Origin of the sequence: Pseudomonas sp. NY15374 (assembly GCF_048068255.1) — a bacterium.
GTDB classification, from domain to species: Bacteria; Pseudomonadota; Gammaproteobacteria; order Pseudomonadales; family Pseudomonadaceae; genus Aquipseudomonas; species Aquipseudomonas machongensis.
The window spans coordinates 790,478-813,488 of record NZ_JBLUPZ010000001.1 but is presented as its reverse complement, the minus strand read 5'-3'; the positions used below and the strand labels follow the sequence as shown (position 1 = coordinate 813,488).

General features: G+C 61.7%; 23 protein-coding genes. 19 read left to right on the top strand and 4 right to left on the bottom strand.

Annotated features, from left to right (window positions below; all coding sequences use genetic code 11):
* Nucleotides 1-62 precede the first annotated feature (62 nt).
* The 6 genes from ACNFHO_RS03915 to ACNFHO_RS03890 all read left to right on the top strand — a co-directional run bounded on the left by ACNFHO_RS03915 (nt 63) and on the right by ACNFHO_RS03890 (nt 6,503).
* Entirely contained in the window at nt 63-2,420 is a 2,358-nt protein-coding gene (locus ACNFHO_RS03915) for a TonB-dependent siderophore receptor (protein ID WP_231100243.1), read from the top strand.
* A gap of 235 nt (nt 2,421-2,655) precedes the next feature.
* Complete coding sequence (gene dkgB / locus ACNFHO_RS03910; RefSeq protein WP_151924634.1) at nt 2,656-3,459, top strand: 2,5-didehydrogluconate reductase DkgB; 804 nt, start codon at nt 2,656-2,658, stop codon at nt 3,457-3,459.
* A gap of 79 nt (nt 3,460-3,538) precedes the next feature.
* Nucleotides 3,539-4,720 carry an MFS transporter gene (locus tag ACNFHO_RS03905; protein WP_112898331.1) on the top strand — a complete coding sequence of 394 codons (1,182 nt, stop codon included), beginning with the start codon at nt 3,539-3,541 and terminating at the stop codon, nt 4,718-4,720.
* A gap of 190 nt (nt 4,721-4,910) precedes the next feature.
* Nucleotides 4,911-5,189, top strand: a complete 279-nt coding sequence (locus ACNFHO_RS03900) for a hypothetical protein (protein ID WP_414155511.1) — start codon at nt 4,911-4,913, stop codon at nt 5,187-5,189.
* Entirely contained in the window at nt 5,176-5,907 is a 732-nt protein-coding gene (locus ACNFHO_RS03895; protein WP_416765296.1) for a zeta toxin family protein, read from the top strand. The genes ACNFHO_RS03900 and ACNFHO_RS03895 overlap by 14 nt, the downstream gene beginning before the upstream one ends.
* 131 nt (nt 5,908-6,038) lie before the next feature.
* A complete protein-coding gene (locus tag ACNFHO_RS03890; RefSeq protein ID WP_416765294.1) occupies nt 6,039-6,503 on the top strand; it encodes a DUF1348 family protein in 465 nt (154 codons plus the stop codon).
* A gap of 62 nt (nt 6,504-6,565) precedes the next feature.
* Here the strand turns inward: ACNFHO_RS03890 and ACNFHO_RS03885 are convergent, their stop codons facing one another.
* Nucleotides 6,566-7,486 carry a LysR substrate-binding domain-containing protein gene (locus ACNFHO_RS03885; protein WP_063544980.1) on the bottom strand — a complete coding sequence of 307 codons (921 nt, stop codon included), beginning with the start codon at nt 7,484-7,486 and terminating at the stop codon, nt 6,566-6,568.
* A 163-nt stretch (nt 7,487-7,649) separates the two neighbouring features.
* Between ACNFHO_RS03885 and ACNFHO_RS03880 the strand changes: the two genes are divergently transcribed.
* From ACNFHO_RS03880 to ACNFHO_RS03835, 10 genes are all read left to right on the top strand, one after another.
* Nucleotides 7,650-8,426: a YqcI/YcgG family protein gene (locus ACNFHO_RS03880; protein ID WP_063544981.1), complete on the top strand. Its 777-nt coding sequence runs from the start codon at nt 7,650-7,652 to the stop codon at nt 8,424-8,426.
* Nucleotides 8,427-8,428: 2 nt separating this feature from the next.
* Nucleotides 8,429-9,067, top strand: coding sequence for a LysE family translocator (locus tag ACNFHO_RS03875; protein WP_063544982.1), 639 nt, complete (start codon nt 8,429-8,431; stop codon nt 9,065-9,067).
* A 25-nt stretch (nt 9,068-9,092) separates the two neighbouring features.
* Nucleotides 9,093-10,184, top strand: coding sequence for a hypothetical protein (locus ACNFHO_RS03870; protein WP_063544983.1), 1,092 nt, complete (start codon nt 9,093-9,095; stop codon nt 10,182-10,184).
* A gap of 158 nt (nt 10,185-10,342) precedes the next feature.
* Nucleotides 10,343-11,038, top strand: coding sequence for a hypothetical protein (locus ACNFHO_RS03865; protein ID WP_054890886.1), 696 nt, complete (start codon nt 10,343-10,345; stop codon nt 11,036-11,038).
* Between the two features lie 159 nt (nt 11,039-11,197).
* Nucleotides 11,198-12,034 (top strand): bifunctional allantoicase/(S)-ureidoglycine aminohydrolase, encoded by an 837-nt coding sequence (locus tag ACNFHO_RS03860; protein WP_054890674.1) that lies wholly within the window; start codon nt 11,198-11,200, stop codon nt 12,032-12,034.
* Nucleotides 12,035-12,155: 121 nt separating this feature from the next.
* Entirely contained in the window at nt 12,156-12,773 is a 618-nt protein-coding gene (locus ACNFHO_RS03855; RefSeq protein WP_416765290.1) for an START domain-containing protein, read from the top strand.
* Nucleotides 12,774-12,884: 111 nt separating this feature from the next.
* Nucleotides 12,885-13,895 (top strand): ABC transporter substrate-binding protein, encoded by a 1,011-nt coding sequence (locus ACNFHO_RS03850; RefSeq protein WP_416765289.1) that lies wholly within the window; start codon nt 12,885-12,887, stop codon nt 13,893-13,895.
* Entirely contained in the window at nt 13,892-14,677 is a 786-nt protein-coding gene (locus tag ACNFHO_RS03845; RefSeq protein WP_416765288.1) for an ABC transporter ATP-binding protein, read from the top strand. The genes ACNFHO_RS03850 and ACNFHO_RS03845 overlap by 4 nt, the downstream gene beginning before the upstream one ends.
* A gap of 1 nt (nt 14,678) precedes the next feature.
* Nucleotides 14,679-15,515, top strand: coding sequence for an ABC transporter permease (locus ACNFHO_RS03840; protein ID WP_416765287.1), 837 nt, complete (start codon nt 14,679-14,681; stop codon nt 15,513-15,515).
* 125 nt (nt 15,516-15,640) lie between these two features.
* Entirely contained in the window at nt 15,641-15,928 is a 288-nt protein-coding gene (locus ACNFHO_RS03835; RefSeq protein ID WP_063544989.1) for a hypothetical protein, read from the top strand.
* Nucleotides 15,929-15,952: 24 nt separating this feature from the next.
* Here the strand turns inward: ACNFHO_RS03835 and ACNFHO_RS03830 are convergent, their stop codons facing one another.
* The gene (locus tag ACNFHO_RS03830) at nt 15,953-16,231 is read right to left on the bottom strand and encodes a DUF1652 domain-containing protein (protein WP_054890680.1); all 279 of its coding nucleotides are present in this window, start codon (nt 16,229-16,231) and stop codon (nt 15,953-15,955) included.
* A 322-nt stretch (nt 16,232-16,553) separates the two neighbouring features.
* On the opposite strand from ACNFHO_RS03830, the gene ACNFHO_RS03825 reads away from it, so the two are divergent.
* Complete coding sequence (locus ACNFHO_RS03825; protein ID WP_416765284.1) at nt 16,554-16,781, top strand: DUF6555 family protein; 228 nt, start codon at nt 16,554-16,556, stop codon at nt 16,779-16,781.
* Between the two features lie 42 nt (nt 16,782-16,823).
* On the opposite strand, the gene ACNFHO_RS03820 is transcribed toward ACNFHO_RS03825, so the two are convergent.
* Complete coding sequence (locus ACNFHO_RS03820; RefSeq protein ID WP_416765282.1) at nt 16,824-17,693, bottom strand: pirin family protein; 870 nt, start codon at nt 17,691-17,693, stop codon at nt 16,824-16,826.
* Between the two features lie 195 nt (nt 17,694-17,888).
* On the opposite strand from ACNFHO_RS03820, the gene ACNFHO_RS03815 reads away from it, so the two are divergent.
* Together ACNFHO_RS03815 and ACNFHO_RS03810 are read left to right on the top strand one after the other, a co-directional pair.
* Nucleotides 17,889-18,944 (top strand): HEAT repeat domain-containing protein, encoded by a 1,056-nt coding sequence (locus ACNFHO_RS03815; protein ID WP_054890683.1) that lies wholly within the window; start codon nt 17,889-17,891, stop codon nt 18,942-18,944.
* Nucleotides 18,945-19,044: 100 nt separating this feature from the next.
* Entirely contained in the window at nt 19,045-20,637 is a 1,593-nt protein-coding gene (locus tag ACNFHO_RS03810) for a response regulator (protein ID WP_416765280.1), read from the top strand.
* Nucleotides 20,638-20,643: 6 nt separating this feature from the next.
* On the opposite strand, the gene ACNFHO_RS03805 is transcribed toward ACNFHO_RS03810, so the two are convergent.
* The gene (locus tag ACNFHO_RS03805; RefSeq protein WP_416765278.1) at nt 20,644-22,710 is read right to left on the bottom strand and encodes an ATP-binding protein; all 2,067 of its coding nucleotides are present in this window, start codon (nt 22,708-22,710) and stop codon (nt 20,644-20,646) included.
* Between the last annotated feature and the right edge of the window lie 301 nt (nt 22,711-23,011).

The following is a 23,011-nucleotide window of genomic DNA, read 5'->3' as shown; positions in this document are numbered from 1 at the left end:
TCTTCCCTAACCTTCGCCCGTTGTCAAAGGCCATGCTTGTCCGGCGCCTCATGGCGTCCGGCTTGCCCGCCACCGCTGTCGGCATGATGCTGGCAGCGCCGATGGTTGCCCAGGCCCAGCAAGTGGCCTTCAACATTCCCCAGCAGGCGCTTGGTAGCGCGTTGATTGCCTTCGGGCAGCAGAGCCAGTGGCAACTGCTGTACTCTCCCGACCAGATCAGCGGCCTGCGCAGCACCGCGGTCAAGGGTTCGCTGGAGCCCGATGCCGCGTTGCGCCAATTGCTCGGCGGCACGGGCCTTGGCTACAGCGTCAACGGCACCACAGTGACCATCAGCGGCCGTAGGGAAGGCGGCGCGGTGGAACTGGGGGCGACCAACGTCAATGCCGGCGTGCTGGGCGAGACCACCGAAGGCACAGGCTCATACACCACAGGCTCCATGAGCACGGCGACCAAGTTGCCGACGTCGCTGCGCCACACGCCGCAGTCGGTCACGGTGCTGACCCGCCAGCGCATGAACGACCAGAACATGCAGACCCTCGAAGACGTCTCGCTGTACACCCCTGGCCTCACCCTGCGCAAGACCGGCGGTGAACGTCCGACCTTCTATTCGCGCGGCACCTCGGTGGACAACATCATGATCGACGGCCTGCCGGTGGCCTACGATACCGACACCCTCGGCACCTCGATGCTGTCGATGTTCGATCGCGTGGAAGTGGTGCGCGGCGCCTCCGGCCTGATGGTCGGTGCCGGCAACCCCTCGGGGACGTTGAACCTGATCCGCAAGCGACCAACCATCGAGCCGCAGATGTCGATCACCACCAGCGCAGGCTCGTGGAACAACTTTCGTACCGAACTCGACGCCAGCAGCAAGCTCAACGACAGCGGCAGCGTACGGGGTCGCGCCGTCGTCGCGCTGCAGGACAAGGACAGCTTCGTCGACGACTACAGCAACAAACGCCAGTTGATGTACGGCATCACCGAATTCGACCTGACCGAGGACACCACCCTCACCCTGGGCGGCTACTACAACCGCGAGGACAACCCTGGCGCCGATTGGTCCGGGCTGCCGACCTACGCCAACGGCAACTTCCTGCCGATCTCTCGCTCGCACCGCATGAGCCCGTCCTGGACCTACTGGGACAAGAAGAACAAGAGCGTCTTCGCCGAGATCGAGCACCGCTTCGACAATGACTGGAAGCTGCGCCTGAACACCACCTGGCTGCGCGGTGAGATGGACATGCTCGGTACCAGTTTCTATCGCCTCGACCAGGCGGCCGACACCCTGCAGCTCAACGTAGGCCGCTACACCTACGAGCACACCCAGAAGAGCGTCGATGGCTATGTCAGTGGCCCGTTCAGCCTGTTCGGTCGCACCCATGAACTGGTGCTCGGTGGCAGCTACCGCCACGACCGCACCGACGACGGCCCTGGCGGCGGCCCGCTGGGCACCTTCGATTACCCGGTCGATCCGCTGTCGTTCGATTTCGGCTCGGTGCCCAAGCCCGAGATCGACTTCAACTGGTCGCGCAAGGGCAAGGTCGAGCAGTCCAGCACCTACGCCACCGTTCGCTTCAACATCCAGGACGACCTCAAGCTGACCCTCGGCTCGCGTCTGGACTGGTATGAATACGAACAGCAGACCCAGTCCGGCGACTTCGCCTTTGGCGGCAGCTCCAAGGCCACCCGCGAGTTCACGCCCTATGCCGGCGTGGTCTACGACCTGAACGACACCTACTCGGTGTACGCCAGCTGGACGCGTATCTTCAAGCCGCAGGAATCCCGCTCGGCCACCGGTTCCATCCTCGACCCGGTCACCGGCACCAACTACGAGACCGGGATCAAGGGCGAATACTTCGGCGGCGCCCTGAACGTGAGCCTGGCCTACTTCCAGTTGAACCAGGAAAACCTCGCCAAGGCCCTGCCCCAGTCGTCCTGCCCGGACCTCTCCGACGGCTGCTACGAGGCGGCGGGCGAAGTCGAAACCAAGGGCGTCGAGCTGGAAGTGCAAGGCATGCTCGCCGAGGGCTGGCAGGCGTCGGTCGGCTACACCTATGCCGCCGCCAAGTACGCCAAGGAAACCGGTACTCAACAGAAGGGCGACCGCTTCGACAGCGACACCCCTTACAACCTGTTCAAGGTCAACACCGTGTACCAATTGCCGGGTGACCTGAACCAGTGGAGCATCGGTGGCGGCTTCCGTACCCAGAGCCGGGCCTATACCAGCTTCGGTGTGCAACAGGGCGGCTACAGCGTGACCGACCTGATGACCGCCTACCGGATCAACAAGCACTTCACCGTGCAAGGCAACCTGAACAACGTGTTCGACAAGCGTTACTACCAGAACATCAGCAACCCGGCCGGGGCCAACATCTTCGGCGATCCACGCAACTTCACCGTCACCATGAGGTGGACGCTGTAACCTCTGCACCCTCGGGCCTGCCAGTCAGGCCCGATCCATTCTGGCGCGATCGAAACGCCCACCACACGAAGCAATCACCCGCCATTCATGACTCCAGGTCAAAAGACCTTGCCCCCCGCCCCTCTTAATCAACCCCGCTGCAACCTTCAAACTGCTCCCCACTCGAATGGTCGATGTGTCTAGGCGCCAACGCCTCCCGATCGATCCCGAATTCCCCCATAGCAGGAGCAGATCCATGAGCATTCCATCCTTCGGCCTCGGCACCTTCCGCCTCACCGGCCAAGCCGTCATCGACTCGGTCAAGTCCGCGCTGGAGCTCGGCTACCGGGTCATCGACACCGCGCAGATCTACAAGAACGAGGCCGACGTGGGCCAGGCCATCGCCGAAAGCGGTGTGCCTCGTGACGAGCTGTTCATCACCACCAAGATCTGGACCGACAGCTATGCTGCCGACAAGCTGATCCCCAGCCTGCGCGAGAGCCTGGCCAAGCTGCGCACCGATCATGTCGACCTGACCCTGATCCACTGGCCCGCCCCAGGCAACGGTGTCGAGCTGCGCGAGTTCATGGGCGCCCTGGCCGAAGCCAAGAAACTCGGCCTGACCCGCCAGATCGGCATCTCCAACTTCAACATCGAGCTGACCCGCCAGGCCATCGATGTGGTTGGCAAGGGCGAGATCGCCACCAACCAGATCGAGCTCAGCCCCTACCTGCAGAACCGCAAGCTCGCGGCCTTCCTCAAGGAGCAGGGCATCACCGTCACGTCCTACATGACCCTGGCCTACGGCAAGGTGCTCAAGGACCCGGTACTGGCCAAGATCGCTGCCAAGCACAAGGCCACGGTGGCCCAGGTCGCCCTGGCGTGGGCGCTGCAACTGGGCTATGCCGTCATCCCCTCCTCTACCAAGCGCGAGAACCTGGCCAGCAACCTGCTTGCCCGTGACCTGCACCTGGACGAAGAGGACATGGCGCAGATCGCAGACCTGGAGCGCAATGGCCGCGAAGTCAGCCCGGACGGCCTGGCGCCGGCCTGGGACTGATCCCTCGCCGCATTTGGGCGTCGACTGCGGTCGACGCCACACCCGACATTCCTGAATTCGCCATAACCCGGAGTTTCCGATGAGCGCGCTTTCCCCTAAACGGGTCCTGTTTGCCCTGGCCATCGGCGCCTTCGGCATCGGCACCACCGAATTCGCCCCCATGGGCCTGCTGCCGGTCATCGCCGAAGGTGTCAACGCCAGCATCCCCACTGCCGGCATGCTGGTCACCGCCTACGCCATCGGCGTGATGGTCGGCGCACCGATCATGACCCTGCTGTTCAGCCGCTTCGGCAAGCGTGCTGCACTGATGATGCTGATGAGCATCTTCACCGTCGGCAATCTGCTGTCGGCGCTGTCGCCGGACTATTACACCCTGCTGGCCTCGCGCCTGATCACCAGCCTCAACCACGGCGCATTCTTCGGCCTGGGCGCGGTAGTCGCGGCCAGCGTGGTACCTAAGGACAAGCAGGCCAGTGCCATTGCCACCATGTTCATGGGCTTGACCATCGCCAATATCGGCGGCGTACCGGCCGCCACCTGGATCGGCCAGCAGATTGGCTGGCGCATGGCCTTCGCCGGCACCGCCGTGCTCGGTCTGATCGCCATCAGTGCCTTGTGGTACGCCCTGCCCAAAGGCGAGCGTGGCAGCGTGCCGCATGTGCGCAAGGAACTGGCGGTGATCGGCCGCCCCAGCGTGCTGCTGGCGATGGCCACCACGGTGCTCGGCGCAGGCGCCATGTTCACGCTGTACACCTATGTGGCCCCGGTGCTTGCGGAATTGACCGGTGCCTCCAATGCGTTCGTCACACTGGGCCTGGTACTGATCGGTGTCGGTTTCACCCTCGGCAACAGCCTTGGAGGTCGTCTGGCCGACTGGTCGCTGGACGGCGCGGCACGGATCTTCCTCGGTACCCTGGCGGTGATCATGCTGCTGATGCCGTTGGTGCTGGGTAGCCATGTCGGTGCTGCGCTGGCCCTGCTGGTCTGGGGGGTATTCACCTTCGCCGTGGTACCGCCGCTGCAGATGCGGGTGATGATCGCGGCGGCCGAGGCCCCAGGCCTGGCCTCGTCGATCAACGTGGGTGCATTCAACCTGGGCAATGCGGTCGGTGCCGCACTGGGCGGCGCGGTGATCAGCCTGGACCTGGGCTACGCCGCGGTGCCGATGGCCGGCGGTTTGCTGTCGGCGGCCGCGCTGCTGCTGGTATGGCTGGGTGGACGCAACAAGGTGGCGAACAGCACCATCAGCGAAGCGCTGTAAGCACCGTACAGGGCTCTTCGGAGAGGGACTACAGGTAATGGGGAAACGCTGAACCGCGTCTTCTGCCAGTATCGAATGGCCCCTCTTCAGGACCTTCGCCATGCCACCTGCTGATGTTTTCCTGCGCGGCCAGCGCTATGATGCTCCTCATGCACACAGCCCCTTCGTGGCTGACCGGAGGTACATCACGATGACCGCAAAAGCCAGGAAAGTCTCCGAACCTGAGCTCGACGCCCTTGAGCAGACAGTACCCGAGCATGCCCGTGAGGCGACACTCAGCGCCTATCAGCGCGCCCTGCAGATGAGCCAGCAGGGGGTGCTGACCACTGACGACGGCGAACTGGTCAGGGTCAACGCGGATGGCGCCCGGACCGTCCTGGCCAAGGCCGGCCCACGGCGCAGGGTCAAGCTCGGCGAGGTTGTCACCGTTCGCAAGGTCGACGACAGCAGCGCCAGTGAGCGTGCCTAGGCTGCGGGTCTTTGCCGGTCCGAACGGCTCCGGCAAGAGCACCATCAAGGCCAGCCTGCCCGCCGCACTGACCCGCCTCTTCGTCAATGCCGACGAGCTGGAAACCCAGGCCAAGGCCAGCGGCTTCATCGACCTCTCCCTCTTCGGCATCCAGGCCACGCTGCCTGACGTGCTAGCGTTCCACCTAGAGCATCCCTTGATCATCAGCAAGCGACTTGCCGGGCAGGTCGGGCGACTGGGGCTCGAGGAGCAGCGGATCGACTACCGTGCGGTACGCATGGATGCCTACTTCGCCTCGGTCATCGCCGACTTCATCCGCCAGCGCCTGCTCGAAGCCCGGGCCAGCTTCACCTTCGAAACCGTCATGTCCCATGGCAGCAAGATCGAGTTCATGCGCCAGGCACAAGCCAGTGGCTACCGCACCTACCTCTACTTCGTCTCGACGGAGAATCCGGAAATCAACATCGATCGGGTGGCCATCCGTGTCCGCCAGGGCGGGCATCCGGTCAGGCCGGACCTGGTGCGCAGTCGCTATGGACGTTCGCTCGACCTGTTGCCGGAGGCCATCGCCGCCAGCAACCGGGCCTATGTATTCGACAACTCGCAGCAGAGCGCGCTATGGCTCGCAGAGATCACCGATGGCACGCAGTTGGAGTATCGCACCGAGGAGATCCCGGACTGGTTCTTTGAGGCCTATGTGGACGAAGTCGAAACCTGAGGCTGGTCCATGATTATTCCAGTTGCCGCAATTATGAACTGCCGCCTGCACTGATTCCCAGCGAACACGCTTGAGCCTACGCTTCATCCATCAGGCCACTTCTTCCGGACCTGCACATGAGGAGTCCCGCGATGTCCCGCCCACCATTGCCCCCGTTCACCCGCGAAACCGCTATCGAGAAAGTCCGCCTGGCCGAGGATGGCTGGAACAGCCGCGATGCGGCCAAGGTTGCCCTCGCCTACACCCTAGACACTCATTGGCGTAACCGGGTCGACTTCGCCACCAACCGCGAAGAGGCACAGGCCTTCCTGACCCGCAAGTGGAATCGTGAGCACGAATACCGCCTGATCAAGGAGCTCTGGGCCTTCACCGAAAACCGCATCGCCGTGCGCTATGCCTATGAGTACCGCGATGACAGCGGCCAGTGGTACCGCGCTTATGGCAACGAGAACTGGGAGTTCGCCGCCGATGGTTTGATGCAGAACCGTCACGCCAGCATCAATGAAATGCCGATCACGGAAGAAGAACGCCAGTTCCGTTGGCCGCTGGGGCGTCGTCCGGATGACCATCCGGGGCTGAGCAGCTTCGGTTTCTGATCTTGCAGACGCATTCGCCCAGGCCTGTCGTGACAGGCCTGGGCGAAGTGCTTTTACGGTATTCAACCGTACAGGTAGTTGATGTCCTTGAGCGCCAGCGGTGGCACCTGGCCAAGCAGGTAATCGCGCAGCTTGCTCATCTGCCGAGCCTTGGGGCTGGCCTTGAGCCACGTCATGTAATAGCCATCGCCTGTCGCCACGGCCTGCTTGAAGGGTGTGATCAGGCGCCCGGCGGCCAGGTCGGCACTGGCCAGTGCCAGATCGACCACCGAAATGCCCAGCCCCTGCTGGGCCGCGGAGATCCCTTGGTCAAGGGTGTCGAACACCTGCCCTTGATCGATGCTGATGTCCAGGGCATCGACCCGCGCCAGCCAGCGCCGCCAATCACGGCGGTCAGACGAGGGATGCAGGAATTCACAGTCGCGTAGCACCGACAGGTCTGGCTCAGGATCCTTGAGGTAGTCGGGGTGGCAGACCGGAATTAGCCATTCATCGAACAGCTTCAAGCTCTCCACATCGGCAGGGAAATTGCCGCTGCCCAGCAGGATGGCGCAATCGTAGGGCTCGGAATAGAAATCTACCGTGTCGATGTCCATCCACACGCTCGACAGTTGCACGCTGCAGCTGTCGTCGATCTTCTTGAAACCGTCCAGTGCCTTGAGCAGCCAGCGCACGGTGAGCGTGGAGGCGGCTTTCAGGCGCAGGCCGTAACGGTCCTGGCGCAACAATGCGCAAGCATTCTCGATGATCTTGAAGCCGACCTTGAGCTCCTGGGCCAGCAACCGACCGTGCTCGGTCAAGCGCAGCTTGGGGCCACGGCGCTCGAACAAATCGCAACCGAACATGGCTTCGAGGGTCTTGATGTGGTGGCTTACCGCCCCTTGGGTCAGGGCCAGTTCTTCCGCTGCGCGGGTGAAGGAGCCGTAACGAGAAGCCACTTCGAAGGCACGCAAGGCGTGCAGGGCTGGAATCCGTTCTGACATCGTCGCCGTCCAAAGCATGAGTGAAACTAATAGTAGGTCATAGTTCCAGGCGTTTTACAACCTTGGGAGGTTCTTCGAAAATGCCGTTAAATAACAATTACAGCTAACCAACACGCCGCGATAAGGCAGAAAAACCACCTTATAGAAACTTCCTGGGGAAACCATGTTTACGGGTTATGGAAACTGCTATCGCCTGGATGCGCTAGAGCTGGCCGATGAACATGTTCGGAACAGGCAGCATTGGACGTACAAGACCATAGAGCACTTCAAGGAAATCCTCGGCAACCCCGGCTTTCCCTGCCTCTTCGGACGCAAGGCAGTCGCTGCCGCCACCTGCCACATCATTTTCGCCCGCGCCGATGATCCGGCCAATGATATCGCCCGCGGTCTCGCCGACTACGTCAGTACCATAGCGCCGATCCCGCTCAAGCAGCGCATCGGCAACCCGCTGCTGGTGTTTCTGGAAACGACCACAGACGCAACGCTGGCCGAACAGCAGGCCCTGGCCTGGAAGATCCTCCAGCAGGTGCACGCCCGCGACCCTCAGCCTTGGCCACAGGATGTGCCACGCGACCCGCATGACACTCAGTGGTCGTTCTGCTTTGCCGGCATGCCGCTATTCATCAACATGAGCTTTCCCGCCCATCGCCAGATGAAAAGCCGCAACCTGGGCAACAGCATCGCCTTCGTCATCAACCCACGGGAAAGCTTCGACGAAGTGGCCAGTGCAGGCACCGAAAGTGGCCAGCGCATCCGCGCTCGGATACGTGAGCGGGTTGCGCAGTACAACGACGGGGTCATCCCCGACAGCCTGGGGTTCTTCGGCCAGGACGACAACTTCGAATGGAAGCAGTACCAACTCCAGGAGGCCGGCTCGCTCAACCCGTCGCGCTGCCCCTTCCATGCCGCTGCAACGCCTGAAAACCAGATCGAGAACTGAATGTGAATACCGCACTGACCGCTACCTACGCCCTCACCGTCCTGCTGCTGATCGCCACGCCAGGCCCGGTAGTGGCGCTGATCGTCAACACCGCTGCCGCCTCTGGTTCGCGCAAGGCCCTGTTCACCGCCGTCGGCACCAACTGGGCGTCACTGGTGCTGATTGGTGCTGCCGCCTGGATCATCATGACCAGCGCCGCCATCGACAAAGCCTGGCTCAGCAGCATGAGCCTGCTGGGCTGCCTGTTCATCGGCTACATCGCCGTGGGCACGCTGCGCGAAGCTCTGCAGCAGCAACCTCGGGAGCACGCCGCCGAAACCGTCGAAACGCCGCGCAGCGCCGGCCGAGGCGGCCTGCTGCAAGGTTTCATGGTGGGCATTTCCAACCCCAAGGACATCATCTTCTTCATCGCCTTCTTCCCGCAGTTCATCCAGGTCACTGAATCCTTCGAGAAGAGCATGGTGGTGCTGTCGCTGCTGTGGATCGCCATCGACTTCGCGGTGCTGAGCCTCTACATCTTCGCCATCGGCAAGATCGCTTCGCAGCGCAGCAACCGCCTGATCAGCCTGGCCTCTGGCGTCGCCCTGCTGCTCATCGCCGCGGGCGGCCTGCTCTACAACCTCAAGGAGCTGGCCGCCTGAGCCCGCCCGATTCCCAGGAGCGCCCATGACACCGATCGACATCACCCCGGACGTGGGCAGCGCCATTCCCTTGCGAGAAGACTACCAGCGCTTCCTGCTGCTCGGCGGACGCCGCGCGCCGCATACCCTTTACGTGCACGAGCGCGGCTACCGCTCAGACACCATCAATACCGATGCCTTGGGCCTGCGCTACAGCCACTGCGCCGGCAAGCGCTTTTCACTGGCCGAGCGCGGCGGCGCGGCGCGCATCAACCTGCTGGTGGGCGGCTCTACTGCGCTGGGTATCGGCGCCAGCTCCGATGAACACACCGTGGCCTCCTACCTGTCGATGCTCACTGGCGAGATCTGGTTGAACCTGGCCGGCTGCGGCCTGAACGCCACCCAGGAGCTGCTGATGTTCCTCAGCCACCAGCATCGCCTTGGCCAGATCGGCCATGTCGTGGTACTCAGCGGCCTCAACACCTTGGCCCAGGAAGGGCTTGGCGAAATTCTTTCAGGTGACCAGGAACCTGAAGGGGCCCGGCCATACCAGCGTTTTCTCAACAGCTTCAACGAGGGCGTGCAACTGGCCAAACCCGGACGGGCCTCGTTCTGGCAGCGTCTGGGGCAAAGCCTGGCGCCCCGTCGTTCGGCGCCAGCGCCCTGGGCCTGGCCGCTGTCAGCGCCGGAAAAGCGCCTGCTTCGCGCCGCCGATTGCATCGGCCGTACCCTGTGCCAATGGGAGCGATTACTGGCCGACAGCCACACCTCCCTGACGTTCATCCTGCAGCCACTGCTGCCCTGGTGCCGCGAGCAGTTGCCCGTCGGCGAGCAGGCCATGCTCTCGGCGCTGGACCGTCAGCCGGGCAACTTCGACCGGCTGCTGGAGGGTGTCTACGACAGCGAACTGCACTCAACCTTCTTCCGACGCATCAAGAGTCAGGCGCAGAGCGTACCCTGCTATGACATGAACGGTATGCTCAGCAGCTCACCGGTGTTCAACGAACATCTGTTCATCGATCGGCTGCATTTCAACGACCTGGGCAACAATGCCCTGGCCAAGGTCATCACCGCAAAGCTGGGGTTGGCCCAGGAAAAGTACGCCAACCGCAAGGTCACGCCGTTCAAGCTCGTCTGACAGTCGTCAAAGCCTCTTTCGACAGCACCTCGGGATGGCTAGAATAGCCCTTCACCGCTCCCGGTAGCCCGAGGCAAACGCGAATTCGTCATGAACACCCCTGCTGCCCAAACGCTTCTGGTTCGTCCCACTTGGGCGCCAGCCTGCGAGGCCCACTCGTGAGTCCAGCCGTCTTCCTTTCGGGCTTGTTCGCAGCGCTGACGCCGTTTGCCGCCCAGGCCCTCGACGTTCGCATCGACCCCCATGCCGATCTTCTCTACCGGCAGGCATTGCCATTGCTCGAGCAGGCCGACACCGAGGATGACAGCCCCAGCCCACTGCGCACAGCCGAGACCAATGATCCTGAGCTCAGCCGCCAGGGCCAGGCCATGGCCCGCACATTGCCAACGGCGGTAGCGCTGCTGGAAAAGTCGGTTGCCTTGGGCCATCCCGTAGCGCAGTACCGCCTGGCGCTGTATTACATGACCTACCTGCCTGCCGGGAAAATTGCCGACGCTGCCTGCCCATTGCTCGAAGCCAGCCTGCGCCAGGGCTTCGCCCCGCCAGCGACGGCAATTGCTAACTGGTGCCCGTCCTACAACCATACTCCCGCCTACCGCGAGGCGCTGGAAGCCATTCCGAGCATGGCGACCCTTTACGCCGCCTACTATCCGCAACCCGCCACTCGACTGGCTTGCAACCGCAGTCGCCCGCAAGGCCTGGAACTTCAATGGGGGCGTCAGCGCGACTACCAGGCGGAGGTCTACCGCCTGCTCGGCGAGCTCGACCCGCAACGGCGTCAGGCTTTTCTGCAGAAGGCGGTGGAGATCAACGGTTGCGCGGCGGCCCAGCAGCGGCTGACCAGCAATCGCTGACCGCACGACCGCTGAACATTCAGCCGGCAAATACCGGGTATTCCAACATTTAATTTGTGGATGCCAGGGCCTCGCCCCTATGCTGTCCGTGCATCCCCTGCGCCGCACCGGACGGTGCGGTTCACGGCACGGGGAGAGAACAACAAGTCGAGACTGTCCATGTCGAATCACTCCTACTTCGCCCCCCACGGTGGGCACCCGGCTCAAACCGAGCTGCTGACTGACCGTGCCATGTTCACCGAGGCCTATGCCGTCATTCCCAAGGGCGTGATGCGTGACATCGTCACCAGCCACTTGCCGTTCTGGGACAAGATGCGCATGTGGGTCATCGCCCGCCCACTGACTGGTTTTGCCGAAACCTTCTCGCAGTACATCGTCGAAGTCGCCCCTGAAGGCGGCAGCGAACGCCCTGAGCTGGACCCGAATGCCGAAGCCGTGGTGTTCGTCGTCGAAGGCGAGATCGACATCACCGTCGAAGGCAAGCACCACACCCTGGTGCCCGGTGGCTACGCCTTCCTCGCACCAGGGGCCGAGTGGAGCCTGCGCAACAACAGCAAGGCCAACGTCACTTTCCACTGGCTGCGCAAGCACTACCAGAAAGTCGAAGGCCTGGCGGTTCCCGAATCGTTCGTCACGCACCGCGATAACGCCACGGTCATCGAGATGCCGGGCACCGAAGGGCGCTGGGTCACCACTCGCTTCGTCGACATGGCCGACATGCGTCACGACATGCACGTCAATATCGTGACCTTCCAGCCAGGCGGCGTGATTCCGTTTGCTGAAACCCACGTCATGGAACACGGCCTGTACGTGCTCGAAGGCAAGGCGGTATATCGCCTCAACCAGGACTGGGTGGAAGTGGAAGCGGGTGACTTCATGTGGCTGCGTGCGTTCTGCCCACAAGCCTGCTACTCGGGTGGTCCAGGGCCGTTCAGCTACCTGCTGTACAAGGACGTGAACCGTCACGTGCACCTGACGCTCAATCCGCAGCGCTGAGGCGCCCACCTGCATCAACCGATCGGGGTCGGCCACGGCCCTGATCTGCGCAACATCATCTTCATGATCGTTCTGCCTGTTCCCGCGCATACTAAGGTGACCCTCTGCGTGGAGCCTGAACATGCCGCAGCTCCTGTCCCGAATTCGCCTCGCCATGCTCTGCGCACTTGTCCTGCCGACGCTTGCGTTGTCTGCCGACAACTGGCGCCTCACGCACCAGGAAAGCGGCATCGACATTTATCTTGGCGACGTCCAGGGATCGCCCTACCAGCAATTTCGCGGCGTTGTCCGCATCAAGGCCAGTGTCCGCACCCTGAGCGATCTTCAGGAAAACCTGCGTATCGCCTGCAAGTGGTTGTACGCCTGCGCACAGATGCGCCTGCTGGAAGTGGATGGCGACAGCACCTGGGTCTACCTCACCACCGAGCTGCCCTGGCCGGCGCAACCCCGGGACATGGTTCTGCGCGTACGTACCGAGCGGCTCGACGACGGCTCACTGATCCGCAGGCTCGGCGCTGACCCGGACAAGGTGCCGGAGGCCCCCGGCTTCATTCGCGTGCGCCAATTGCAAGGTGAGTGGATCATGCACCCGCTGGCCGAACGTGATACCGAGGTCACCTATCGGCTGCAGGCCGATCCTGCCGGTGATGTACCGGGCTGGCTGGCCAATCGTTTTGTGGTCGATGCGCCAATGGTCACGCTGAAAACACTCAGAGCGGTGGCCGAGCGCCAACCCTGACGCTCCTGGCCAAAGCGGTTTAGGAGCGTTCCTACACGCACTTCGGAGCGTCTGCGCCCCTCACCTACCCTTGATGCCCTACCCTGTGGACCTTGCCAACAAGGAGGTGCCATGCGCGCATTTGTTCTCAGTTGCTTCATGCTGCTGGTTGCAGCCCCTGCCACGGCCAAAGAGCAACCCCCTGATCTGACACCTGTCCACCTGGGCGTCGGTGGCCAGGCCGTCATCTACAACCTGCCGCTGACCGTCGCACTGGAACAGGGCTATTTCCGCGATGAAGGTCTCGATGTGAAGGTCATCGACTTCACTGGTGGCGGCAAGGCGGCACAAGCGCTGGTGGCCGATGCCGTGCAGGTGGTCAGTGGCGCCTACGAGCACACCTTGCGCCTGCAGGCTCGCGGCCAGGTACTTCAGGCCTTCGTGCTGGCAAGCGAGAGCCCGCAGCTCGCCATGGGCGTCTCCTCCAGAACCCTGGCGAACTACAGGTCGATCGCAGACTTGCGAGGCAAGACCATCGGCATCAGCGCGCCCGGCTCCTCGACCCAGATGCTCGCCAACCGCGTGCTGGCAAAGGGAGGGCTAAGCACCGAGGACGTTGCCTTTGCCACCGTCGGCACCGGTGCGACAGCAGTACAGGCGATGCTGAGCGGCAAGATCGATGCGCTGGTCAACGCCGAACCCTTGATCAGCCTGCTGGAGCAACAACAGGCGATACGCCTGATCGCAGATGCGCGCACTCCCGCCGGCACCGCGGCGCTGTTCGGCGGCCCCATGCCGGCTAACACCCTCTATGCCAAAAGCACCTACATCCAGAACAACCCACAGACCGTTCAAGCCCTGACCAATGCCATGCTCAAGGCGCTGACCTGGCTGCACGACGCCACGGATGCGGAAGTCGCCGACCTAGTACCGACACCCTACCTGATGGGTGACGCAGAGCTTTATCGCCAGGCGTTTCGCAACATCCAACCATCCCTCAGCGTGAACGGTCGCTTCCCTGCAGAGGGGGCGCGCAACGCTTTGCAGGCGCTGCAGAGTTTCGACCCGGTCATGGCCCAACGCCAGATCAACCTCCGGGCGACATGGACCAATCAGTTCGTTGACCAAGCCACGCAACCATGACCTCCACACTCGCTCTGGAAATGCTCGGCGTGGAAGCGCGTCACGATCGCTTGCTGGCATTGGCACGGGTCGACCTGACTGTACGTGAAGGTGAATTCGTCTGCGTATTGGGCCCTACCGGTTGCGGCAAGTCGACCCTGCTCGACCTCGCCGCAGGCCTCAAACCGGCCTACAGCGGGCAGATCCGCTGCCATGGCAAGCCCTTGGTCGGGTTGAACCGCCACGCATCCTACATGTTTCAACACGATGCGCTGTTGCCGTGGCGCACAGCGCTCGACAATGTCAGCCTTCCCCTGCAACTGCGTGGTGTGAACAAGCAACATGCCAACCAACAAGCCGTGTGTTGGTTGAGGCGAGTCGGGCTGACCGACGTTCCCGATCGCTACCCTCACCAATTGTCTGGCGGCATGCGCAAACGTGTCGCCCTTGCCCAGGCGCTGATTCACGACACTTCGCTGCTGCTCATGGATGAGCCCTTCGCTGCACTGGATGCCCAAACACGTCAAGCCATGCAGCAATTGCTGCTCGAATTGTGGGACGAACAACGCAAGTCGGTCTTGTTCGTCACCCACGATCTCGACGAAGCCATCACCCTCGCCGACCGCGTACTGGTTTTCAACGCCGGCCCTGCATCCCGGTGCATCGAAGACATTCGAATACCCCTGCCACGCCCACGTGACACGATGTCACTACGCAAGAATCCCGAGTCCGCAGCTCTGTACCAACGTCTATGGCACACGCTGGGGCACCTGCCTCCCGCCACTACAATCGCCCGAGACTGACATGTCCTGGACCACCCTCTGGCTACTACGCGCCGCCCTCCTGCTCGCACTGTTCTCCTTCTGGTCATGGCTGGCTGCCGACGAAGAGCTGGCGTTCTTTGTCGGTCACCCACACGCAGTCTTGCAGCAACTCTGGCGCTGGCTGAGCACGGGCAACGGTTCGCTGGAGCTGTATTGGCAGGATCATCTGCTGACTACGCTGAACTTTCCCGGCACGCTCTATCCTCACTTGCTGGTCACACTGACCGAAACGCTCCTGGCCTTTTTGCTCGGACTCACCTCAGGCCTGGCATTCGGTCTCTGGTTAGGGCTCACGCCCACGCTGGCGCGGGTATTGTCGCCGTTCATCAAGGCTGCCAATGCGGTCCCCAGGGTGGTGCTGGCGCCCTTGTTGGTGATGTGGCTGGGGCTGGGCATCGCCTCGAAAGTCGCGCTGGGCATCACATTGGTATTCTTTGCGGTCTTCTTCAACGTCTACCAGGGCGTGCGCGAGGTAAGTCCTGCGCTCTTGGCCAACGTAAGATTGCTTGGCGCCAACCGCTGGCAACTCATTCGTATCGTCTATCTGCCTGCCGCCCTGGGTTGGGTGTTTTCCAGCCTGAACACTGTCATCGGCCTGGCATTCGTCGGGGTCGTGGTCGGTGAATACCTGGGATCAACACGCGGAATCGGCTACCTCATCCTGCAAGCCGAGGCCACCTTCGACGTCAACACCGTGCTGGCGGGCATCATCGTTCTCACCTGCTGCGCCCTGCTCTTCGATGCCCTTCTCGTCAGGCTGGAGCGGCGTCTGTCAGCCTGGCGCCAGCAGTCGGATGATGAACCTCGACATTGGTAGAAAATTCCAATGGAACATAGTCCGGCTGCCGCCCTCAACATGCCTACGTCCCTCGGAGACTTAGCCATGTCATTGCCCTTGAGTACGCACGATCACCGGGATCACCCGCCGTTCTGGCAACAGCCATGAAGATGCCCGGCCGCGCGCCCAGCTCCTGCCTGCAGCTCGACTATGTTCGCGACACACTGTTCGGCCCAGTGGCGCAGAGTGTCGAATGCCATGCCCAACTGGCCGCGCTTAATTTGCAAGGGCATCCTGCACTGCGTTTGCACATCCATCCGCCACTTCCGGACAAGGTTGAACGTGCCCATAGCGTTGCCTTCGTCTGGCAGGGACGCCGTTATCGGGGGGTAGTGCGCGACTGCGGCAAATGCGGCGACGGTGGTTTGAATCTGCTGCTTGAGCTGCAGTGAAGCGATCGGCCGCCCGGGACCAGGCTATATGAAAGCCTTCTGGGCAGTCACCTTGAGGTCAGGCGCATGCCCCACTCGTTGCGCGCCACGCAATTGCCCGACCAAACCGACCAGGTCACGACAACTGTTAAGGCTATCGAGCGGTACGCCTGTCAGGGTGTAGCCATCCTCCAGGCTCTCACCACGCCCCAGGCGAATGGTCAGGCTGACGCCATCGGGGCTACTCACTTCGCAACGATCGGGCAAACAGGCCTGCTCGATCAACTGACGCATTTCCAGCATCGAAACGCCGATCAACGACATGTCATGACCCTCTCTTCAACGGATTGCCTCTGATGTGACTACACACTGTGCAGGTGTAGCGCCAATTGATAGTGCTCCTGTCCCCGGCGGCAGCCCATTCATCCAGGCGATGCCCAACGCGCAAAAGCCTTATCCACTCTAGTGAGTGGAACCATGGCGCGATGGCTCGTTCGATCGGTTGCCTCGGCAATGCGACAAACGGCAGCAAAGTACCGTTCGTCGTGTGCGACGAAGATGTTGCAAACTTTATCGTCCGGCTCGATTTCACAGCATCAAGCCATGGACCGTCGGATTGCGCGTTGCGCTGAGGAATCGGGTAGCGATGATTGATGCAAAACTGTTCGTGATCGACTATGCGCTGCACGGCGAGCACAAGTCGTTCATCATTCGCGCCGAACGTATGAATAATGCCGAGGCCTGGCATTGGGCAAGTTGCGATGCCGGCGTCGGCAAAATCGGCCGCTATGGCCGAGAAAAGATCAAGAAAGTCAGTAGACCCATGGCCGAGCGCTATGGCATCAGCGAGGTGAGCTGGCGCGCCTCTGGCTGAAATTGGCTTGTGGCAGCGCCAGATACCCCGCATGACGTGCGTTCAGGATTTCACCATCTGCCCAAAACGCCCTGCGTGGAAGTCGTCGAATGCTTCGGCGATTTGAGCCTGGGAGTTCATCACGAACGGGCCATAACCAACGATCGGCTCATCGATCGGTTCGCCACTGAGCAACAACAAGGTGGCGTCTTCCAGTGCAGTCACGCTGGCATGTTCGCCATCGCGCTCCAGCAACACCAGGCTGGCCGGGCTGACGTCCTGCTGGTCGTTAACCCGTATCGACCCGCGCAGTGCAACCAGCGCGGCATTACGCCCCTGCGCAAGCGGCAAATGCAGCGTTGCCCCAGCCTGTAAACGCACGTCCCACACATCCATGGACGTGAACGTCCGGGCAGGTCCCCGATGTCCACGGTAATCGCCTGCTATCACCCGCAGGCTGCCGATACCCTCGCCTAGCGCTACCCGGGGAATCTCAGCATCCAGTAGCGTCTGGTAACCCGCCGGAGTCAGTTTGTCGCGGGCAGGCAAGTTAACCCACAGCTGCACCATCTCAAGCACGCCACCGCTGCGGGCAAAGGCCGGCGAATGGAATTCTTCATGGATGATGCCATTGGCCGCGGTCATCCACTGCACGTCGCCAGGGCCGATCAAGCCGCCGGCGCCGGTGGAGTCTCGGTGTTCGAGTTCTCCCTGGTAGACAATGGTCACGGTCTCGAAGCCGCGATGCGGGTGCTGGCCGACTCCGCGACGGGCGTTGGTCGGCGGGAACGTGTGAGGGCCAGCGTAGTCCAGCATCAGGAACGGGCTGATATGGCGTGCCAGTTGATCGTAAGTGAACAGGCTGCGCACGGGGAAACCATCCCCAACCCAATGGGCGTGAGGGCTACGGTGAATACCCAGAATCTTTTTCACGAGATATCTCCTCTCTTGGCTGGCAAGTATTCTACCGATGAACACAATGATGCATTAGGCGGGCAAAATAGCTTTATTTGTCTCATATGCAGGACAATCCTTCCTTGCACCTTCCAATCCGAAGGCTTGCCCGGCCCCGTTGCATTTAGCCGCCGGCTGCCCCAAGCTCAGCCCTTCCTGACCCCGGTACCACTAATGCCCAAACGTAGCCGCTACCTGATCGCACTGCTGCTCATCCTGGCGATCCCAGGGGTGATCGGTTATTTGTGGCGCGCGCCGAAACCGGTGCCCTCCAGCCTGCCGCCGCAGAGCTATGCCAAGGCACTGCGCCAGGCCCACGAAGGTCTTCCGGGGGCAGCCCGGGTGCTCTACCAACAGTTGCAACGCAATGACCTGCCGCCGATCCGGCGCGCTGCGCTCTACGCCGAACTCCCTCACTACCCCTCCCCCCAGGCGCTGAAACTGGCCCAGCAGGACCTCGACCACGGCGATCCCCTTGTACGCCGTGCGGCGATCACCAGCATCCGGCGCCTGCTGCCACCAGCCCAACGCAGTCTGGTCCTCGGCCCTCTGCTCGAGGATGACGACCAGAACGTACGGTTCGCCGTGGTGGATGCATTGCTGGGCCTGGACCCCGATGCCATCGGCCTGTATTTCCGACCGCTGCAGGCCGCCCTGGAGCAATACCAACAAGCACTCGAACAGCGACCCGACGATGCCGAGGCACAAGTCCACCTGGCGCGCCTGTACCTTCACGAGCAGGATTATCCGCAGGCCGAAGCGGCGCTTCAGCGCAGCCTTGCTCTGGCACCGCAGGATCTGCAAGCGCTGGCAACTCGGGTACGCCTGCTGGAACGCCAAGGCCAGCACGACGCCTCCCGCGAGGTGCTGGGCAAAGCCCTGGCGCTGCGCCCGGACTCTGCGTTTCTGCAATATGAACTGGGCCTGTGGCTCACCCGCCATGATCAACAGGAATACGCCTTGCTGGCTTTTTCCCGTGCCGTGGAACTGGAACCGGACAATGCCGACTACCGGTACACGTTGGCCGTCACCCTGCATGACCTTGAACAGGTCGAAGCAGCACAAAAACAGCTGGAAACCCTGCTCGACCGCCAGCCTGCCAATCGTCGAGCTCGGGTACTGCTGATTCGCTACTGGAAGGAAACCGGGCAGCTGCAGAATGTACAAGTCTTGCTCGCCGAACTAGAGCGACAGAACCCAGACGATCCCTATTTGCAACAAGGTTTGTAGAACCCGTTTGAACCCCGACAAAACGCTGGTGGTCCAGTGAGTAGTAGCACGCTGAACGCACGGCCATTTCCGGCCAGGCCACTGCCCTGGGAGATTCGTCTTGTCCGGTTCGCTGTCGTTGGACGAACGCACCCTGATCCTCGCACCCGAGCAGGTTGCAGCGACCGTCGCCAAACTGTTGTCTGGCAGCGGTATTGAATGCCTGTGTACAAGCGACAAGCAGCGCTTTGGCCTATGGCTGGCAGAGGGTGTCGCCGTGGTAATCGTCGACTCGCAGGCTTTGACCGATGACCCGCAGTCACCCCTGCACCTGTTCATCGATAGTCAACCCGAATGGTCCGACCTACCGGTATTGCTGCTCAACACCCATGCGACGACCGTTAATGCGTCGATGTTTCAAGGGTTGGGTAATCTTTCGTACCTGAGTTACCCCTTCGACGAACAGCAACTTCTGGGCACGACGAACCAAGCTCTGCGCGCTCGGCGTCGACAGTACATGGCGCGCAACGCGTTGAGCGCGCTGCACCAGCGCCTGGAAAGCCTACAGACTGGCGACCAGGCCCGACACCAGACTCGCAAGATGGAAGCTATCGGCCATTTGGCCGGCGGCGTTGCCCATGACTTCAACAATCTGCTGACCAGCATCGGCGGTAGCTTCGAATTGATCGACAGGCGTCTGCAGCAAGGACGCACCGAAGGGCTCGACAAAGTCCTGCGCATGGGGCAAGACGCCGTAGCCCGCGGGGCGACGCTGACTCACAGGCTGCTGGCCTTTTCTTCCCGTCAATCGCTGCAGAGTCAGGCGGTGGACCTGCATGCCCTGCTCCATCCCGCGCGGTTGCAGGCTATATTGGGCAGCTCGGTGAAACTGTCCTTGCGCGTGTCGGATGAACTCTGGCCAGTCGAGGCAGACGACAAACAGTTACGCGAATCGTTGAACAACCTGCTGCTCAACGCTCGGGAAGCCATGCCCAGCGGGGGGCGGCTGTCTATCGAAGCCAGCAACCAGCACATCGACGCTGCACAGTTCCAGGACGCTGGCTTGAGCAGCGGCGACTACCTGCAACTGACCATCAGCGACACTGGCCAGGGCATGTCGCAAGGCACCCTGGAACATGCCTTCGAACCCTTTTTCAGTACCAAGCCCGTTGGCCAAGGCATAGGCCTGGGCTTGTCGATGGTCTATGGGTTCAGCAAGCAGTCCCACGGCCATGTCACGGTGGACAGCCAGATTGGCCGGGGCACGCGGGTGGATCTCTACCTGCCGCGCTGCGTGGGCATCCCGCCGCAGGCCTTGGAGGCTGCAAGTACGCCGACGGCGGGGAACTGCCGCGAGGTGTTGATCGTCGAGGACGATCGCGAAGTGCGCGAGCTGCTCTGCCAGGCGTTGTGTGATGACGGCTTCCCCTGCCAAAGCGCCTGCAACGCTACGCAGGCGCTGCACCTTCTGCGTTCCCCACAGCCCATCGCCCTGCTTATCAGCGATGTCGGACTGCCAGGCATGAATGGTCGACAGCTCGCCGAGATTGCTCGCACACTACGACCGAACCTGCCTGTCCTGTTCATTACCGGTTACGCGGAAACGGCAATGTCCCGCGAAGGCTTCCTCGCCCCTGGCATGCAACTGATCTGCAAACCCTTCGAGCTGAACCAGTTGAGCCAGCGCGTGGCACAGATGCTCGGGGAAGCATGATCGCAGTCAGGGCTCGAGCATCCGCTGAACCTGGACTGTGAGGCTTTGCAGCGAGAACGGCTTGAGCATGAGTGCGGTGCCTGGCTGGTCGAGAAGGCTGCGTTCGAGAGGCTGCGCGGTATATCCGGTAATGAACAGGATTTTCTGAAGGGGTTTGGCCTGGCGAATCGTCTTGCCCACCTGGCGTCCGCTCATACCACCTGGCAAACCGATATCGGTGATCACCAGGTCGAATACACCACTCTCACGATAGTGCTCCAGCGCCATACCGGAATCACTGGCTTCGATGACGTCAAAGCCATGCTCTACCAACACCTCCTTCATCAATGACCGTAAATTGCCCTCGTCGTCGACCAACAGTATTCGCTCACTCCGGCCCTGCTTCAACGCAGGCACCTCTCCCTCTTCACTGACTACCGGCAGCTCGCCTGGGTGGCGCGGGAACAGGAGTGTGACCTGAGTACCCTTCCCTGGCGTCGACTCGATCCACACATAACCCCCAGACTGGCGAGCAAATCCGTAGATCATCGGCAGACCAAGCCCGGCGCCACGACCTTTGGGCTTGGTGGTGAAGAACGGCTCGAAAGCACGGCTCACCGCGTCTGCCGGCATGCCCTGCCCATCATCCTGGACGTGAATGGCGACATAATCCCCGGCAGGGATGCTTTCATCGTGCTCCACCCCGTTCACAAATCGTTCGTTGGCCGTCCGAATAGTCAAGCAGCCCCTTTCAACCATCGCATCCTGGGCATTGCTACACAGGTTGAGAATCGCAACCTCCAACTGCCCAGGATCGACCTGCACTGGCCAGGGCGCTACGTCCAGTTGCCAGTTCAATGCGAATTCTGGCCCGAGAGCCTGATGGATCAATGGCTCAAGATCTTGCAACAGGCCGTTCACATCGAGTAGTCGCGGTTGCAATGGTTGGCTGCTGGAAAATGCCAGCAGCCGATGGGTCAGCGCCATCGCACGCTGTACCGACTCGCGCGCCACATGCACGTACTCGTCGATGCGCTCCAAGCGTCCCTGGCCCAAGCGACGCTGGAGCAACTCGAGGCTACCGCCAATGCCCGCCAATAGATTGTTCATCTCATGCGCCATGCCGCCCGCCAATTGGCCAACGGTTTCCATTCGCTGGCTATCACGCAGCAGGCTTTGGGCCTCGCGCAAGATCGTGGTGCGCTCCTCGGTAATATCCCGCCCTACTGCAATCAGCGCGTCGCCCTCGGGCCGCGCACTCCAACTCATCCAACGGTAGTACCCATCCTTGTGCCTGAGCCGCGACTCCACCTGATCGATCACCTTGCCCATCAGCAGATCATTGATCGCCAGGCGAACCTCCGCACGATCAGCGGGATGCACAAGATCGACGAGCGCAATCGCGTTCAGTGACTGCTGTTCCCATCCCAGCACCCGATGCCATGCGTCGTTCGCGGCCAGCAGTTCGAGATCGCGGCTGACGATGATCATCGCATCCCGTGACAGGCGCCAGAGAGGATCACTGTTGGGTAGATGACACCCGATCTGCTGCTCGAAGCTCTGCGCCAGTTCACGCCACTGGCGGATTTGCTCCAAGCTGGCAGTGGTATCGATCGCGGTGTGCAAAAAACCGGCAACCGTACCTTCCTCATCGCGCACGGGGGCGTAACCGAACGCGAACCAGGCATGTTCACCGCTCTCACGATAACGCACCTGGATGGGCGACTCGTCGACAAAACTGGCCCTCCCCTCCAGCGCCTGGAAGACCCGTGGGCCCATTCGCTCCCATTCAACATGCCACAGCTGATCAAAACTTTTCCCTACCTGGCGCTGGTCGTCAGCCAGCAACGCCAGGTAGCTCTGGCTGGGAATCAGAGTCAGCTCCTTGCCCCAGGCCAGTGCGCACGGAAAGGGCGACAAAAGCATGATATCCACCGCGATACGTAGCGAGGGAGGCCACTGCGACAATGGGCCCAACGGAGTGCTGCCCCAATCGAAGTGGAGAAGATGTTCAGCGCGCACCTCGACCGAGGGTGACGGCGAAACCAGGTGTATGACTTGTGTGGCGCCCTTTCGCGCCTCATCGGCAGCCACGAACAATGCTCCCGGCAAAGGCACCAAGTGGCATGAGCACGTTGGCTGGCAGGGTTTCCGAATCCATGGCAACTCCTGAAGATCATGAAATACCTGAAGGCTAGCACATCGCTATAGAGAACAGCCCGAGGACGATTGCGCTGATCAGCCTGCACCTGTATCGGCCAGCAGGCTTTTTTCAAGGCACTGGTCAAGGAGCAAGTGATCTAGCGACTCCATCAACCGTAATCAATCGCACAGGCAAGGGGTGGTTTGTCTCCACCCATTCACGACATGACTTACAGCGTCACTCGATACGCAA